The organism is Enterococcus sp. GPZ-007 (assembly GCF_059374735.1).
In genome coordinates, this window is sequence record NZ_JCAFYN010000009.1 from 42,439 (window position 1) to 58,036 (window position 15,598).

A 15,598-nucleotide genomic window follows, 5' to 3' on the forward strand; every position below is an offset into this window, starting at 1 on the left:
TAATCAAGTGGAGCCTAAGAAGAAAGCTAGGAAGTCGATGAAACCATTCACTATTTATAATGAAGAAAAAAACGTATATCCAATAATTATCAGCCTGCCTCACAGTGGTACATGGCTTCCTGTGGAAATGCGAGAAAGCTTGCGGGAAGAGGCTGTTTTAGCGAATACCGATTGGTTTTTACCCGAGTTGTATCAGTTTTTAATTAAGAAAGGTTTCACAGTGATCGAGAATCAAGTGAACCGCTATGTTGCTGATCCAAATCGTGAGAGCCAAATGGCGGGAGAGAATTATCAAGATACGGTCATCTATCAGCAGAATACGTTTGGTAATCCTCTGTACTCCGAAACTTTGTCAAAAGAAGTTATTAACGAGCGGCTGGAAAACTATTATTGGCCGTATCATCACGCGCTGCAAGAACTGATCAATCAGAAGAAACAGCACTTCGCTAAAATCTATCTCTTCGATCTTCATAGCTTTGCGGAATATCCCAATAATGACGAGAGAGAACCAGCAGATTTCGTGATCGGCAATCAAGCGGACCAAACATCTAGTGCTGATTTGCGAGAGAAGTTGTCGCAATTATTGGAAGAAACAGGCTATAGTGTTTCAAATAATCATCCGTTTCGCGGCGGATTTATCACTTGTCAATATGGGAATCAAGCTGGAATTGAAGCATTACAGTTAGAAATCCGCTACAATCAATACATCGAGAAACGTTCATTTGGTGAGGAAGAATTGACTGAGTATAATCCAGAATTATTTTCAGCAACACAGGAAAAATTAGACCGGTTTTTTGAGAAGTTGGTAGCAAAACTTTCGAATAGAGGAGACTGGAACAATGAATGATCGCAATGCGTTTACCCGAAAATTACTGCTTGATTCGGGTTTAAAAGAAGGTATGAGAATTTTAGATGTGGGCTGCGGCAACGGTGAGGTTAGCTTTTTAGCACAGGACTTACTGAAGGGTACTGGTGAAATCGTTGGGATTGATATGAACGAAGGGGCAATTATCGCCGCACAAAAGACTGCTGCTAAGAAACAGCTGAGTAATACCCAATTCATGACAATGAAACTGGAAGAGGCGGCAGAAAAGTTAGGAACGTTCGACGCGGTCATCGGCAGAAGGATATTGATGTATCTGCCCGATCCGTTTCAGGCAATCAACGATCTGATCAAATGCTTAAAGCTTGGTGGGCAGATGATTTTTCAAGAAAGTGATGCGCTTGGTGCTGGAGCACTAACTGAAACATTTCCGTTGCACACAAAAGCTCAGCAATGGGTCTGGAAAACAGTAGCCCAGGAACAAGGAAATATCCACATTGGTTCAGAAATGTATTCCTTGTTTACAAAAGCCGGGCTGCAAGTAAAGGACGTTCGTGCTGAGGCAGTTTTACAGACGGCTGAGACCGGCAGCGATCTTGCGTGGCTGCTGCAGGTGATGGAAAAGCGGATTATTCAAGCTGGAGCAGCAAAAAAAGTTGAGCTGGAGAGTATCAATGAAGAAAAACTGACAGAAGAAATGAAAAGGGCACAAGCCGTCTTCATCAGAGATATGAATTTCGGGATTTGCGCCTCAAAATAAAAGCGTTCGATCATTTTTGATCGAGCGCTTTTTAGTAGTCATTTGGATAATGTACGACGATGAATTTCACGACATTGCTAGTTTGGTTATCCCAATTGTGGTCGATCGTCGAAAAATAATGAGCAGAATCACCAGGGTAAAGCTGATAGGTCTTTTCCTCGATCACTAAGGTCAAGATTCCCTCCAAAACATAAACGAATTCTTCTCCGTGATGCGGATAAGTGGTCGGCAATTCCCGCTTTTCATGAGGCATAATCTCGATCATCTTCGGCGCGATCTTCTTATCCTGCGGTGTGCGACTCAACTGTTTGTAAATCATATTGTTCAGTTTATGAATTACCGGCTGGTCGTACCCGCGAACGATCGGTTCGATCTCGGGTTCTTCTTCAAAGAAGTAATTGATCTTTACCTTGAATAAAGCCGCGATATTAGATAAATGCTCCACCGCAATAGTAGTGATGCCTCGCTCAAACTGAGACAAAAAGCCGGTCGATAAGCCAGTAGCTTCGGAAAGCTGCTTGAGGGTCATACCCCGTTCGTTGCGCAGGTTTTTCACTTTTTCCCCAATGTTCATGTCTGATCCCTCACCTCGATTAATTAATTTTAGTATACCCGAAAAGTAAGTAAATTTCTATTCATCATTTAAATGAAAAACTTAACGAAGATTAAAATAAAAAATTCATTATTATGAATAAAGCGCTTGCAACTGAATCTCTAGGACTTTATAATTAAGACGGGAGGGAAGTACGTGAAAAAGCCGACGATTTTTAATATTCAGAAGTTTTCGACTCATGATGGGCCGGGAATTCGTACGACAATTTTCTTCAAAGGGTGTCCCATCAGATGTGAATGGTGTCACAATCCGGAGAGCCAAGTGTTTGGCCCGGAAATCATGCTAAACAAATATGGCAAAGAAGAGCTGATCGGGAAAGACTATACGATTCGCGAGTTAGTAAAAAAGATTCAGGCCGACCAAATCTTTTATGACCAGTCAGGCGGTGGGGTAACCTTTTCTGGCGGTGAGGTGATGGCCCAAAATATGGATTATGTAGTCGAACTAGCCAAGGAATGTCAGCGACTAGGTATCTCAGTTGCGATCGATACCTGTGGTGTAGCGCCGACAGAGAATTATCGGCGAATTTTGCCGTATGCAGATTTATTTTTATACGATTTAAAGTTCATTGATTCACATAACCATCAGCTTTATACAGGCGCAGGAAATCAGCTGGTATTGGAAAATTTACGTTTCTTATCAGAGCAGCAGGCGGAGATCAATCTGCGTTTGATCTTATTAGATGAGATTAATGCCGAAGAAGTCGATGCAGAGGAAATCATTGAGTGGTTAGCAAAAGAAAGAATTCATGTGAGTGAAATATCCTTGCTGCCGTATCATGATTTTGGCCGTGACAAGTATGAGCGATTAAAACGGGTATGCACACAGAATTTTAGCAAACCAGCCGACGAGAAGGTTGAGCGGCTGCAGAAGGTTTATCAGGATGCAGGATATCAAGTAACGATTGGCGGATAATCGACCAAAAAATAGGAGGAAGATCAATGGCAGAATTAACACTGGAACCAACTAGAAGGGGCAGTACCGAACGAATCAAACGATTGCGGGAGATCAGCGACAAGGAATGTACACCAAGTATTTCGATGGAACGGGCAGTTCTTTTGACGGAAGCCTATAAGAAATGGGAAGGAAAAGTTTCTGCACCAGTTTTACGCGGAAAAGCCTTCAAGTACATCATGGAAAATCGGACGAACTATATTGAAAAAGGGTCGCTGGTTTTAGGTGAAAAAGGGGATAAGCCTTGGGCGGCACCGACATTCCCTGAATTATGCTGTCACACGCTGGATGATTTTGAAAACATGAACAATCGCGAAAAAGTTTTCTTCCGCGTGAGTGATGAGGACCGCAAGATTCAAGAAGAGGTGATTATTCCTTATTGGCATGAGCGGGCGATGATGACGCGGATGAATCGTTTATTACCGGAAGAGTGGCATTTGCTATTTGATGCTGGACTATATACCGAGTTCTTGATGCAGCGCGGTCCGGGACATACGGTAGCGGACGGAAAAATGTATCAAAAAGGCTTTGCGGACTTTAAGGCGGAGATTCAACAAGAAATCGACAACTTAGATTACAACAACGATATGGAAGCCTTGAATAAGCGGGAAGAACTAGAAGGCATGAAACTGGTTTGCGAAGGTATGATCATTTATGGCAAGCGCTATGCACAGGAATGTCGTGAGTTGGCTGAAAAGGAAACTGATCCGCAATGGAAACAGGAATTGTTAGATTTAGCAGAAGTCTGTGATGTGGTTCCAGAGCATGCGCCGCAAACCTTCCGTCAAGCGATTCAAATGTATTGGTTTACTCACATCGGAGTGACGGTCGAGATGAACAACTGGGATGCCTATTCACCAGGAAAATTGGATCAGCACCTAGAACCTTTCTATGAAAAAGATATTGACGAAGGGCGTTTGACCAGAGAAGAAGCCCGGGAACTATTGGAAAATCTCTGGATTCAGTTCAATAATCAGCCAGCACCGCCAAAAGTCGGGATCACCTTGAAGGAAAGTGGAACCTATACGGATTTCTGTAACTTGAACACCGGTGCTTTACGGCCAGACGGCACGAGCGGCGTCAGTGATGTGAGCTATTTAATCTTGGAAGTCATGGATGAAATGAAATTATTGCAGCCAAGCTCGAATGTTCAAATTTCTCGCAAGTCACCAGAAAAGTTCCTGCGTGAAGCATTGAAGGTTTCTCGTAAAGGCTGGGGTCAGCCGGCGATGTATAACTCTGAAGCGATCTTAGCAGAATTAAGCTATCTTGGAAAATCGGTTGATGATGCCAGAGAGAGCGGAATTTGTTCTGGTTGTGTTGAAGTTGGGGTGGCCGGAAAAGAGGCCTATGTATTGACTGGCTATCTAAACATTCCGAAAATCTTCGAATTAGCGATGAATCGCGGCTACGATCATTACACGGACAAGCAGGTCGGGATTGATGTAGGTGATTTCACCAAGATGGAAACTTATGAGGAGATCTTTGAAGCCTTCCATCAAGAACTGCAATATGTCGTGGATGTGAAGGTCGCAGGCAATAATTTAATCGAACGGATGTATATGGAATTCATGCCAGTTCCATTACTTTCAGTGATGTCTGATGACTGTATCAAAGTCGGTAAAGACTATAATGCCGGCGGTGCGCGCTACAATACCAGCTACATCCAGTGTGTCGGCATCGCAACAATTACCGATTCCTTAGCAGCCATCAAACACAATGTCTTTGAAGAGAAAACGATGACGATGGAAGAATTATTGGCTGCTTGTGAAGCGGATTTTGAAAATTATGATGAGATTTATGATCGAGTGTATAACGAGACACCAAAATATGGCAATGATGATGATTACGCGGATACGCTGTTACGCGATGTGGCAGCATCCTTACAAGAGGTAATCGCAGGGCGCCCAACACCAAAAGGATCAAAAACGGTTGTTGAATTTTTACCAACGACTTGTCACGTTTACTTTGGTCAAGTGATGGAGGCTTCACCAAATGGCCGCCATAAGGGGATTCCATTGCCAGATGGCATCTCACCAGAAAAAGGCGCTGACCGCAATGGACCGACCGCAGTGATCAAGTCTGCATCGAAAATTGATCAGACGAAAACAGGCGGAGCCTTGTTGAACCAGAAGTTCACCCCTAGTGTAGTAGCTGGAGAAGCAGGAATTACTAATATGGCCTCCCTTGTGCGCAGTTATTTCGCGTTGGATGGGCACCATATCCAGTTCAATGTGATTGACCGGGAAACATTGCTAAAAGCACAAAAAAATCCGAAAGAATATGAGAACTTGATTGTACGGGTAGCAGGCTATAGCGACTACTTTAACAATCTGGAAAAAGCTCTGCAGGATGAGATCATCTCAAGAACGGAGCAAGCATTTGGGTAAATAAAACACTTCAATAGAATGATTTAAGCCGGAGATTTGATGCTCCGGCTTTTTCTGCTGACTGCGCAAAATTTTATTAATTGATAGAAAATTTGAAACTAGAATAATCATAAGAAAATAAAAAAACGCTCTCTTTCTGTTTAAGAAAACAGAAAAAGAAAAGACAATTTACCGCCCAATCAATTATTTACCGATTACCTTTATAAAGGTTGCTTAATAATATACGAAAAGGGTCAGAACAAAAGGCCAATCCAGTCTTCTGATCGAAAAGTGAAAAGTTATAATTCAGTGGAATTAATTCTAAAGTGAAATCAATAACTAATAGGTGGAAAATGTATAACAATTTGAGCAATTTAAAATCCTGCAGCACATAAAAAAACATACGTAATATTAAATTGATAAAAAAATAACGGAAAAATTGAATTCAAAACAGATTGCATCACTTGCTTATAGCTGTTAGAATGGGTTTGAACAAATTAGTCGTTTGTCGACAATCGACTAATAATAAGGATAGACAACGTTTGAGAAAAAGGAATCTATTTTATGGTCATTGATCATCTGATCGCAATGAAAGACTCTCGTAATTTGCTATTTACGAAATATGAAAAAAGTAAACGCTATCAAAAAAGTGCGTTTTAGAAAATCACGATGATTAATCATCGTATTTTATAAAGAAAGGGATGGAGGATAGCTATGCAAGTGTATGACGTAATCATCATCGGTGCAGGACCAGCAGGTTTGTCAGCAGCCATTTATGCCGGTCGGGCGAGACTAAAAACACTACTGATTGAAAAAGGAAAGGATGGTGGACAGATTATTCTGACCTCTGAGATTGAAAATTATCCAGGGAGTCTTGAAAAGGAATCTGGTCGCTCGTTGATTAAGCGAATGACAGAACAGGTGGCCTCTTTTGGGGTTGAACGGGCAGCAGATACGATCGTTGAAGTGGATTTGTCGGATGACGTGAAGGTAATCAAAGGAAACAAAGAAGAATATCGTAGTCGTTCGGTCATTATTGCTTCTGGCGCGTTTCCGCGTCCGATCGGCTGCGAAAATGAGAAAGAGTTCATGGGTAAGGGCCTCTCTTATTGCGCAACCTGTGACGCAGCCTTTTTCGAAGACATGGAAGTCTTTGTGATCGGCGGAGGGAATTCAGCAGTAGAAGAAGCAATGTTCTTGTCGACTTTTGCCCGCAAAGTGACGATCATTCAGAACTTGGCCGAGTTGACGGCGGATGCCATCGCGATCGAACAAATAATGGCAAACGAGAAAGTCCACTATGTGTACAATTCGGTGGTGGAAGGTCTTGAAGGCGACGGTATCGTTGAGGCAATCACGATTCGTAATACCGAAACAAATGAAACGACCTGCTTCGAAGCTGACGAAGAAGATGGGCTGATCGGTATTTTCAGTTTTATCGGCTATTTACCTCAGTCGAAAGTATTTGAAAATGTCGTTGAGATGGAAAATGGCTACATCAAAACCGATGAAAAAATGGCGACGAATGTTCCAGGCGTATACGCAGCGGGAGATGTCCGTGTGAAAAATGTTCGTCAGGTAGTGACTGCCAGCGGTGACGGCTGTACGGCAGCTGTCGCAGTCGAAAAGTATTTGCATCATTAGAATTTTTCTTGAAGTGTGGATAAGAATTTGGAATCAGAATGTCCGTTCTGCCTTTTGCAGAATGTTATACGGCATGAAAATCAAATTCATTTTTCTCTGAGAAAAATGAGTACTTTAATCTGAATAAGGAGTAGTGAAGATATGAAAGTTTTAGATAAAAAGAATTTCGAAGCGGAGGTTTTACAGAGCGAAGGTACGATGCTAGTAGACTTTTTCTCAGAAACCTGCGAACCGTGTCAGGCGTTGATGCCCAGCATCGAAGAATTCGCTGATAAATATAGTGAAAATATTCCCTTCGCAAAACTAGATACGGCGAAAGCCAGAAGAGTGGCGATTGGACAAAAGATTCTTGGAATACCAGTCATTGCGATCTATCAGGATGGGGAAAAGGTCGAAGAATTAGTCAAAGACGACGCGACTCCCGAAAATATAGAAGCAATGATCAAAAAGTATATTTAACGGGTAAAACCGATTAAATAATATAAAAAAACAAGGAGGAATCAAGATGTTGCTGAAAGACAAAAAAGTTATCATCCTCGGCGACAGAGACGGCGTTCCTGGTCAAGCCATTGAAGAATGTGTGAAACCACTAGGCGCAGATGTAGTATTCTCATCCACAGAATGCTTTGTCTGAACGGCCGCGGGCGCAATGGATCTGGAAAACCAAAAGAGGGTAAAAGAATTTACAGAGGAATTCGGTGCTGAGAATATCGTTGTTGTTCTCGGTGCGGCGGAAGGTGAAGCTGCTGGTTTAGCAGCTGAGACTGTAACTTTAGGAGACCCTACGTATGCCGGTCCATTGTCAGGAGTCCAGTTAGGACTTGACGTATATCATATCGTGGAACCAGAAATGAAAGAAGCGATCGACTCTGAGCTGTATGAGGAACAAGTTGGAATGATGGAAATGGTACTAGACGTTGACGATATCATCGATGAAATGACTTCAATTCGAAGTCAAATAGGTGAATAAGTTCAATGTACAGCTTTTTTGATGATGCTGGACATTGACTTGTCCCGCATCATCCACAATTTTGAAAAGAAAGGATGTTTCTATGTATAGCGTATTGAAAGGGTCGAGCTATTTTCTTGCACATACCCCAGATATGGTAGTCCATAACGGCACTACTCAAACACTTCAAAGAAAAATTGATCCTGATTCAGAATACTTGAAAGAAATAAGCAACCATTTACGTGATTACGAAACTTGCGTATCCTATCCACCGAACCAAGTCTATATTGGCAATATGACACCAGAAGAGCTCGAAAAAATCGAGACTCCTTGGTACGACAAAAAGTCTGATGAGAAACGCCAAGGAGCTTTTGGTGAAATCATGCCTGAAGATGAATTCATCGGGATGATGAAATATGTCGATGTCTTTGACTTGGTCAAATTATCTGATGCGTTTAACAAATCAGTAAAAAGCAAACTAGATAACCATCCATTATTGGATAAGAAAATTTTGGCAAAGTTTTCAGAGGAAGTTTCTTCTGAAGAAATCTTAGGTTTCATCGAAAATGAAAACGCGGAACCGATCTATTATAACGGTGAAGTCGTAGGCTGTGTAAAAGCCGCTCATAATTTGGATGATACCTTATTTGCCCATGTCATTTTTGAGAATCTTGTTTCAAAAGCATCTTGTACGATCGCGATCTTGCATTTACTGCAGCAGACTGGCATTGATCCAAGCGAAGTTGAATATGTTTTGGAATGTTCAGAAGAAGCCTGCGGAGATATGAATCAACGAGGCGGCGGGAACTTTGCGAAAGCAGCAGCGGAAATGGCTGGCTTGGAAAATGCAACAGGCAGCGATGTTCGCGGTTTTTGTGCTGGACCAACCCATGCTTTGATCCAAGCAGCTTCACTGGTCAAATCTGGTGTTTTCAAAAATGTAATCGTTGCCGCTGGTGGCTCTACTGCGAAGTTAGGTATGAACGGAAAGGATCATTTGAACAAAGGTGTACCGATCTTAGAAGACTGTGTTGCTAGTTTTGCGGTATTGATCTCTGAAAATGATGGTGTCAGTCCAGAATTGAATATCGATATCGTCGGACGACATACCGTTGGAACAGGAGCGTCACCACAGAAGGTTATCTCGTCACTAACTAGCATCCCATTGGAAAATGCCGGATTAAAATTAACAGATATCGACAAGTATTCTGTTGAGATGCAAAATCCAGACATCACCAAACCAGCGGGAGCAGGGAATGTACCAGAAGCGAACTACAAGATGATCGGTGCTTTAGCGGTCATGAAAAAACAGATCGAAAAATCCGAATTGGCTGACTTTGTTAAGCAGCACGGAATGGTTGGATGGGCGCCGACTCAAGGGCATATTCCATCTGGTATCCCATATCTTGGTTTTGGGCGAAACGATATTATGGCTGGTAAGGTCAATCGAGCAATGTTTGTTGGAAAAGGCAGCCTGTTCTTAGGTCGAATGACAAACTTGTTTGATGGAATTTCATTTGTAATGCAAAAAAACAGCGGAAAACAGGAAGAAACTGTTTCCGAAGATCAAATTAAGCAATTGATCGCGGAATCTCTCCGGGATTTCGCGAGCCATCTTGCTGGAAAGATAGAGGAATAATCCTATGGCCGGAAAAGAAACAAAACAGATGATCGCTGATGTGTTTCAAGAACTTGCGGATACGTTAGAGACCGGCCGAAGTGTTTCATCAACGGTAGCCTTGACTGCTTTGGGAAGCGAACACGATGAAGCAGAGCTGATTGATGCAGCAAAAATGGCCGCGGATAAAGGGATCTCTGTGAAAGTCATCGGGACGCAGGAAATCGATTATTCAGGCATTGAAAGTCTTTTGGTTTCAGATGCAGATGAAGGGCATAAGAAATTAGAAGAGCTGTTGACTGAAGGCATTGCGGATGCAGGTGTTACGATGCATTATCCGTTTCCAATCGGCGTTTCCACCGTTGGCCGAGTGCTTACGCCAGCCAAAGGGAAGCACATGTATCTGGCAACGACGACAGGCACTTCTGCGTTAACACGAGTTGAAGCGTTAGTGTTGAATGCACTATACGGCATTATCACGGCTAAAGCCTGCGGGATTGCGGAACCTACCATAGGATTATTAAACATTGATGGCGCGCGTCAAGCGGAGATCACTTTAAAAAAACTGGCGGAAAATGGTTATCCAATTCATTTTGCAAAATCAAATCGCAGCGATGGCGGAGCAGTCATGCGGGGTAATGACGTGCTTGCAGGGACTTGTGATGTCATGGTGATGGATTCCTTAACGGGAAATATTTTGCAGAAGATCTTTTCTTCCTATAGTACTGGCGGAAATTATGAATCTCTAGGATTCGGCTATGGCCCCGGCGTAGGAGAAGGAATGGATAAGCTGATTATGATCGTATCCCGTGCTTCAGGAGCCCCTGTTGTGAGCGGTGCGATTGAATTCGCGGATGAATTGGTTCGTGGAAACTTCCAGCAAATTCAAGCAGCGGAGTTTGCCAAGCTGAAGCAGGCTTCTTTAGACACGCTGTTGAAGGAAGCGCAGCCGCAAAAGGAAGCGGTGGAGGAAGAAGTTGCCCAGCCTGATAAAGAGATCGTAACTGAGGAGATTCATGGAGTTGAAATTTTGGATTTAGAAGATGCTGTCCAACATTTGTGGAAGCAAGGAATATACGCTGAGAGCGGTATGGGGTGTACTGGTCCAGTGGTGATGATCGCGGAAAAACGCTTGTCTGAAGCGAAGGCTCACTTAGTTGATGCCGGCTATATCGGCAGCTGATCCAGCGCTCGTGATTTTTTAAACAAAAAAGTATCTGAATTTTACTCTATACAAAAGCATTCAAACGTTATGCATTGATTTGAGCTGGGATACCATTTTACCTGATTCAACCGGAAATAGTATCTAGCTCGAAATTGAGAAAGGATTTCAGTTCCTCTTTTCGCAGGATTCATAATCAAAAAAACGATTCATGAAAATGACGGACCTATGAATCAAGCGGTATAGAGGAATGACATACGGCTCGAAGATAAGACTAATTTTTCCCAAGAAAAATTATTTCCTCAAAATGAGAAAGGAGCAAGCAAATGAAATTAGATATCGCAAATTTTCACGTCAAAGATATTCAATTCGGTGAGAAAACAGAATATGTCGATGGTATCTTGACGATTAATAAAAAGGAAGCGTTAGAAGTTGTTTTAGAAGACGAGCACATCACAGAAGCAGAGCTGCATATCGTAAATCCTGGAGATGAAGTCCGGTTAGTTCCAGTCAAGGAAGCGATCGAACCTCGTTATCGTGTCGGAGGCGGTCCGGTATTTCCTGGTGTGACAGGAAAATTAATGCAAGCGGGCGACGGTGTGACTCACGCCTTAAAGGATATGAGTGTCCTAGTTGTCGGTCAGCATTGGGGTGGATTCCAAGATGGGCTGATCGATATGAGCGGAGAAGGGGCGAAATATAGCTACTATTCGCAGCTTAAAAATGTCGTTTTGGTCGCTGATACCGATGAAGAATTTGAATGGCATGAACAGCAAAAGAAAAATCATGCTTTGCGTTGGGCAGGGATGCGTCTTGCTGAATACATTGGAGCAGTGACCAAAGGTTTGAAATCCGATGAAGTGGAGACGTATGAACTGGAGCCAGTTACCAAACGTAGTGAAGCAGTGAATAAATTACCGAGTGTGGTCTTTGTCTTACAGCCGCAATCACAAATGGAAGATTCAGGCTACAACGATTTGAATTACGGCTGGGACTGCAATCTGATGCTGCCGACCTTCATGCATCCGAATGAAGTATTAGATGGTGCAATGATCTCCGGGTCCTTCATGCCATGTTCATCAAAATGGTCAACCTATGATTTCCAAAATTTCCCGATGATCAAACGCTTATATGAAGAGCACGGAAAAACAATTAACTTCCTAGGAATTATTATGTCGAATCTGAACGTTGCCTTGGAACAAAAAGAACGTGCAGCATTATTTGTCGCACAAATGGCGAAAAGCCTAGGTGCTGATAGTGCAGTGGTTGCTGAAGAAGGATACGGCAATCCGGATGCGGATTTCACTGCGTGTTATGTGGCATTGGAAGATGCTGGCGTGAAGACGGTCGGATTGACCAATGAATGTACAGGGCGCGATGGCGCAAGCCAACCACTAGTATCGATGGATGAAAAATGTGATGCGATTGTTTCTACGGGGAACGTGTCTACTTTGATCGAATTACCGCCGATGAAGACTGTTTTGGGAGAGTTGGAAGCATTGGCTCGCGATGGGCTTTCAGGCGGCTGGTCAAATGATGAGATCCTTGGCGCTTCAGTGAAAGAAGACGGATCGATCATTATGGAAAACAACGCGATGTTCTGCGGCGACCAAGTCGTTGGGTGGTCAACAAAGACAATGGTTGAATTTTAGAAAATAGAGGAGGGAAATTATGAAAGCGATTTTATATCTCAATCAATTTTTTGGACAGATTGGCGGCGAAGAATTCGCTGGTCATGAGCCTGAGATCAGAGCAGGAATTGTTGGCCCGGGTATGGCATATAACAAAGCTTTAAAGGGTGAAGTCGAAATTACTCACACCATTATCTGTGGGGACAATTTCATGGGTTCAGAAACAGATGAAGCAATCAAGCGTATTCTTGAATTTTTAGATGATAAAGAGTTTGATATTTTCTTTGCCGGTCCAGCGTTTCGTGCGGGACGTTATGGTGCGGCGTGTGGTCACATCTGTTCAGCCGTTCAGAAGAAATTTGGAGTACCAGCAATCACATCGATGAATGAAGAAAATCCGGGTGTTGAAATGTATCGTAAAGAAATGTACATCTTCAAAGGCGGAGCAAGTGCGGCAGCAATGCGCAAAGATGTGGCGAAGATGACAGATTTTGCGTTGCGTCTATTGTTTGGGGAAAAGCTGAATTCTGCTGCAGAAGAGGGCTACTTTGGTCGCGGTATCCGTGATCAAATTTGGCTTGACCCACCAGTACCAGCAACAGACCGTGTCATCGATATGTTGCTGAAAAAAGTCAATGGGGAAGAATATCAATCTGAGTTGATCATTCCTAAATCAGAGCGGGCACCAATCGCTCCAGCTATCCCAGCTGAAGAGTTAGCCAAGATCAAGGTTGCCTTAGTGACTTCCGGTGGAATTGTTCCGGTTGGGAACCCAGATCGTATCCAGTCAGCATCGGCAACGAAATGGGGCAAATACAATGTGGATGAGATGGACGAGCTGAAAAAAGGCGAATTCATGACGATCCACGCCGGGTTTGACCCGGCCGCAGCCAATGATGATCCAAACGTGGTACTGCCACTTGATGTAATGAAGGAGTATGCGAAAGAAGGAAAAATCGGCGGTGTGTATCCATACTTCTATGCGACAGTTGGAACTGGAACGACCCAAGCTGAAGCTACTCGGATGGGACAAGAAATTGCTCAGGAATTGATTGATGATGGGGTTAAAGCCGTTATCTTAACCTCCACCTGAGGAACCTGTACTCGTTGCGGTGCAACGATGACCAGAGAAATTGAAAAAGCCGGAATTACGATCGTTCAGATGGCGAACCTGATTCCTGTCGCTCGTACAGTAGGTGTGAACCGAATCGTTCCGACGATTTCGATCCCATACCCATTAGGAGACCCAGCTACACCGAAAGATGTACAACACAAGCTCCGTTACCATCGTGTGGGAGTTGCTTTAGACGCGTTATCCACTGAAATCGAAGAACCTCGACTCTTTGAAGTAAAAGTTTGATTGTCAAAAATAATGGCGAGCTGCCAATCAGCAGCTCGTCGAACAAAAAAACTTTGAAGAGGAGACGTTCGGATGAAAAAAAATATCGTTTTTTACGTATCTCTATTGATTACAGCTGTTATCGTATTGATTGGCCTAGTCGCACCAGATCCATTTGCAAAAGCGATGAATAGTACAAAAGCCTTTTTGGTAGACAAATTTGGTTGGTTTTATTTAATAGCTATGTTTGTTTTTGTCGTCTTCTCGTTACTGATTGCTTTTAGTCGCTTTGGCAAAATAAAACTGGGTCCTGATGATTCTGTGCCTGAATATAGCAATAAATCTTGGTTTGCGATGCTATTTGGAGCAGGGATGGGGATCGGTTTGGTTTTCTGGGGAGTTGCAGAGCCGCTGAATCACTTTACAACTTTTGGCGGAACTGAGGAAGCTGCAAATATGGCAATGCAGAAATCTTTCCTGCATTGGGGCTTTCATCCTTGGGCGGCTTACTCGATTATTGGAATGGCCTTAGCCTATTTCCAATTTCGGAAAAAGACTCCCGGATTGATCAGCAGCATTTTCCTGCCGATTCTCGGAGAAAAAGGAGTTCGAGGTCCGATTGGAAAACTAATCGATATCTGTGCGGTCTTCGCAACAGTAGCCGGTATCGCCACGTCGCTTGGTCAAGGAACCTTGCAAATCAACTCAGGATTAAACTATCTGTTTGATATTCCTACTACGCGTTTAGTTCAAATCATCATTATCGTCGGTTTGACAGTGATTTATACGTGGACAGCGGTCAGTGGGATCGATAAAGGAATCAAGCTGTTGTCTGATATCAATCTTTATCTGGCGATTGCTATATTGGCAGGCGCCTTCTTGATTGGTCCGAAAATTATGACCCTAAACATTTTTACCAACTCTTTTGGAGGGTATGTCAATAATATTATTTCAGAAAGCTTTTCGATCAATCCGTTCGGGGATAATTCGTGGTTTGGTTCATGGACGATCTTCTATTGGTCATGGTGGATTGCATGGGGACCATTTGTTGGGACCTTTATTGCTAGAATTTCTAAGGGAAGAACGATCAAAGAGTTTGTTCTTGGGGTTATGATTGCTCCTTCAATGGTCTCTTTCATCTGGTTCTCAGTTTTTGGTAGTCTTGGACTTAACCTTGATATCGGGATCATCAACAAAGCCAAAGAAGTAACTGAAACAGCTCTTTTTGTGGTCTTTGCAGAATATCCGATGGGCATGGTCTTTTCAATTATCGCTATTTGTCTTTTGTGTACTTTTTTCATCACTTCGGCCAATTCGGGGATTTTCGTTCTATCGATGTTTTCGTCGGAAGGGGACTTGAATCCGGGTAATGATAAAAAAATTCTGTGGGGTGTGATCCAAGCGCTGCTTGCATTGGTTTTGCTGATGACAGGTGGTCTAGATGCATTACAAACCTGTTCCATCGTAGCCGCGTTGCCGTTGACGGTGATTATGCTGCTATGTGCCGCCTGTTTATTCAAGGCCTTGATGCAGGAGAAAAACCAACCAGATAAGATATCAGAGCCGCCTGAATTAGAGCAATAGACCAAGTTAAATTATCATGTGAATAAAGATACAAGAAGAGAAGAAAATCAGCTGCTTCGTCAAATCAGTGGATTTGCTTGTAGACTCAGCAACGCTGAAGCGATTGAAACGATCAAATACCGAACGACAAGAGACTTAGTAAAGGCTTTCTG

13 protein-coding genes are annotated in these 15,598 nt (G+C 43.0%); 12 read left to right on the top strand and 1 reads right to left on the bottom strand.

Annotated features, from left to right (window positions below; all coding sequences use genetic code 11):
* The first annotated feature begins 37 nt into the window (after positions 1 to 37).
* Together AC4J95_RS06950 and AC4J95_RS06955 are read left to right on the top strand one after the other, a co-directional pair.
* Complete coding sequence (locus tag AC4J95_RS06950; protein ID WP_494549220.1) at positions 38 to 847, top strand: N-formylglutamate amidohydrolase; 810 nt, start codon at positions 38 to 40, stop codon at positions 845 to 847.
* On the top strand, positions 840 to 1,583 hold the full coding sequence (locus AC4J95_RS06955) for a class I SAM-dependent methyltransferase (protein ID WP_494549221.1): 744 nt from the start codon (positions 840 to 842) through the stop codon (positions 1,581 to 1,583). Before AC4J95_RS06950 ends, AC4J95_RS06955 begins: the two co-directional genes overlap by 8 nt.
* Before the next feature lie 31 nt (positions 1,584 to 1,614).
* Here AC4J95_RS06955 and AC4J95_RS06960 read toward each other — a convergent pair whose 3' ends face one another.
* Positions 1,615 to 2,157 carry a helix-turn-helix domain-containing protein gene (locus tag AC4J95_RS06960; protein WP_316404978.1) on the bottom strand — a complete coding sequence of 181 codons (543 nt, stop codon included), beginning with the start codon at positions 2,155 to 2,157 and terminating at the stop codon, positions 1,615 to 1,617.
* Positions 2,158 to 2,331: 174 nt separating this feature from the next.
* Between AC4J95_RS06960 and AC4J95_RS06965 the strand changes: the two genes are divergently transcribed.
* The 10 genes from AC4J95_RS06965 to AC4J95_RS07010 all read left to right on the top strand — a co-directional run bounded on the left by AC4J95_RS06965 (position 2,332) and on the right by AC4J95_RS07010 (position 15,446).
* Positions 2,332 to 3,111, top strand: coding sequence for a glycyl-radical enzyme activating protein (locus tag AC4J95_RS06965; protein WP_494549222.1), 780 nt, complete (start codon positions 2,332 to 2,334; stop codon positions 3,109 to 3,111).
* Between the two features lie 26 nt (positions 3,112 to 3,137).
* On the top strand, positions 3,138 to 5,540 hold the full coding sequence (hypD, locus tag AC4J95_RS06970; RefSeq protein ID WP_494549223.1) for a trans-4-hydroxy-L-proline dehydratase: 2,403 nt from the start codon (positions 3,138 to 3,140) through the stop codon (positions 5,538 to 5,540).
* A gap of 693 nt (positions 5,541 to 6,233) precedes the next feature.
* The gene (trxB, locus tag AC4J95_RS06975) at positions 6,234 to 7,163 is read left to right on the top strand and encodes a thioredoxin-disulfide reductase (RefSeq protein ID WP_494549224.1); all 930 of its coding nucleotides are present in this window, start codon (positions 6,234 to 6,236) and stop codon (positions 7,161 to 7,163) included.
* A 141-nt stretch (positions 7,164 to 7,304) separates the two neighbouring features.
* Positions 7,305 to 7,622, top strand: a complete 318-nt coding sequence (gene trxA, locus AC4J95_RS06980) for a thioredoxin TrxA (protein WP_494549225.1) — start codon at positions 7,305 to 7,307, stop codon at positions 7,620 to 7,622.
* Positions 7,623 to 7,668: 46 nt separating this feature from the next.
* Positions 7,669 to 8,133 (top strand): glycine/sarcosine/betaine reductase complex selenoprotein A, encoded by a 465-nt coding sequence (gene grdA / locus AC4J95_RS06985; RefSeq protein ID WP_494549226.1) that lies wholly within the window; start codon positions 7,669 to 7,671, stop codon positions 8,131 to 8,133.
* Between the two features lie 82 nt (positions 8,134 to 8,215).
* A complete protein-coding gene (grdC, locus tag AC4J95_RS06990) occupies positions 8,216 to 9,751 on the top strand; it encodes a glycine/sarcosine/betaine reductase complex component C subunit beta (protein ID WP_494549227.1) in 1,536 nt (511 codons plus the stop codon).
* Positions 9,752 to 9,755: 4 nt separating this feature from the next.
* Entirely contained in the window at positions 9,756 to 10,913 is a 1,158-nt protein-coding gene (grdD, locus tag AC4J95_RS06995; RefSeq protein WP_494549228.1) for a glycine/sarcosine/betaine reductase complex component C subunit alpha, read from the top strand.
* 305 nt (positions 10,914 to 11,218) lie between these two features.
* Complete coding sequence (locus tag AC4J95_RS07000) at positions 11,219 to 12,544, top strand: glycine/sarcosine/betaine reductase component B subunit (protein WP_494549229.1); 1,326 nt, start codon at positions 11,219 to 11,221, stop codon at positions 12,542 to 12,544.
* Between the two features lie 19 nt (positions 12,545 to 12,563).
* The gene (gene grdH / locus AC4J95_RS07005; RefSeq protein ID WP_494549230.1) at positions 12,564 to 13,883 is read left to right on the top strand and encodes a betaine reductase selenoprotein B; all 1,320 of its coding nucleotides are present in this window, start codon (positions 12,564 to 12,566) and stop codon (positions 13,881 to 13,883) included.
* A 72-nt stretch (positions 13,884 to 13,955) separates the two neighbouring features.
* Positions 13,956 to 15,446 carry a glycine betaine uptake BCCT transporter gene (locus AC4J95_RS07010; RefSeq protein WP_494549231.1) on the top strand — a complete coding sequence of 497 codons (1,491 nt, stop codon included), beginning with the start codon at positions 13,956 to 13,958 and terminating at the stop codon, positions 15,444 to 15,446.
* Positions 15,447 to 15,598: the final 152 nt, after the last annotated feature.

Coding starts and splice junctions, on each gene's coding strand:
- AC4J95_RS06950 (WP_494549220.1), top strand. CDS start 38: ATGAAACCATTCACTATTTATAATGAAGAAAAAAACGTATATCCAATA.
- AC4J95_RS06955 (WP_494549221.1), top strand. CDS start 840: ATGAATGATCGCAATGCGTTTACCCGAAAATTACTGCTTGATTCGGGT.
- AC4J95_RS06960 (WP_316404978.1), bottom strand. CDS start 2,157: ATGAACATTGGGGAAAAAGTGAAAAACCTGCGCAACGAACGGGGTATG.
- hypD (WP_494549223.1), top strand. CDS start 3,138: ATGGCAGAATTAACACTGGAACCAACTAGAAGGGGCAGTACCGAACGA.
- trxB (WP_494549224.1), top strand. CDS start 6,234: ATGCAAGTGTATGACGTAATCATCATCGGTGCAGGACCAGCAGGTTTG.
- trxA (WP_494549225.1), top strand. CDS start 7,305: ATGAAAGTTTTAGATAAAAAGAATTTCGAAGCGGAGGTTTTACAGAGC.
- grdC (WP_494549227.1), top strand. CDS start 8,216: ATGTATAGCGTATTGAAAGGGTCGAGCTATTTTCTTGCACATACCCCA.
- grdD (WP_494549228.1), top strand. CDS start 9,756: ATGGCCGGAAAAGAAACAAAACAGATGATCGCTGATGTGTTTCAAGAA.
- AC4J95_RS07000 (WP_494549229.1), top strand. CDS start 11,219: ATGAAATTAGATATCGCAAATTTTCACGTCAAAGATATTCAATTCGGT.
- AC4J95_RS07010 (WP_494549231.1), top strand. CDS start 13,956: ATGAAAAAAAATATCGTTTTTTACGTATCTCTATTGATTACAGCTGTT.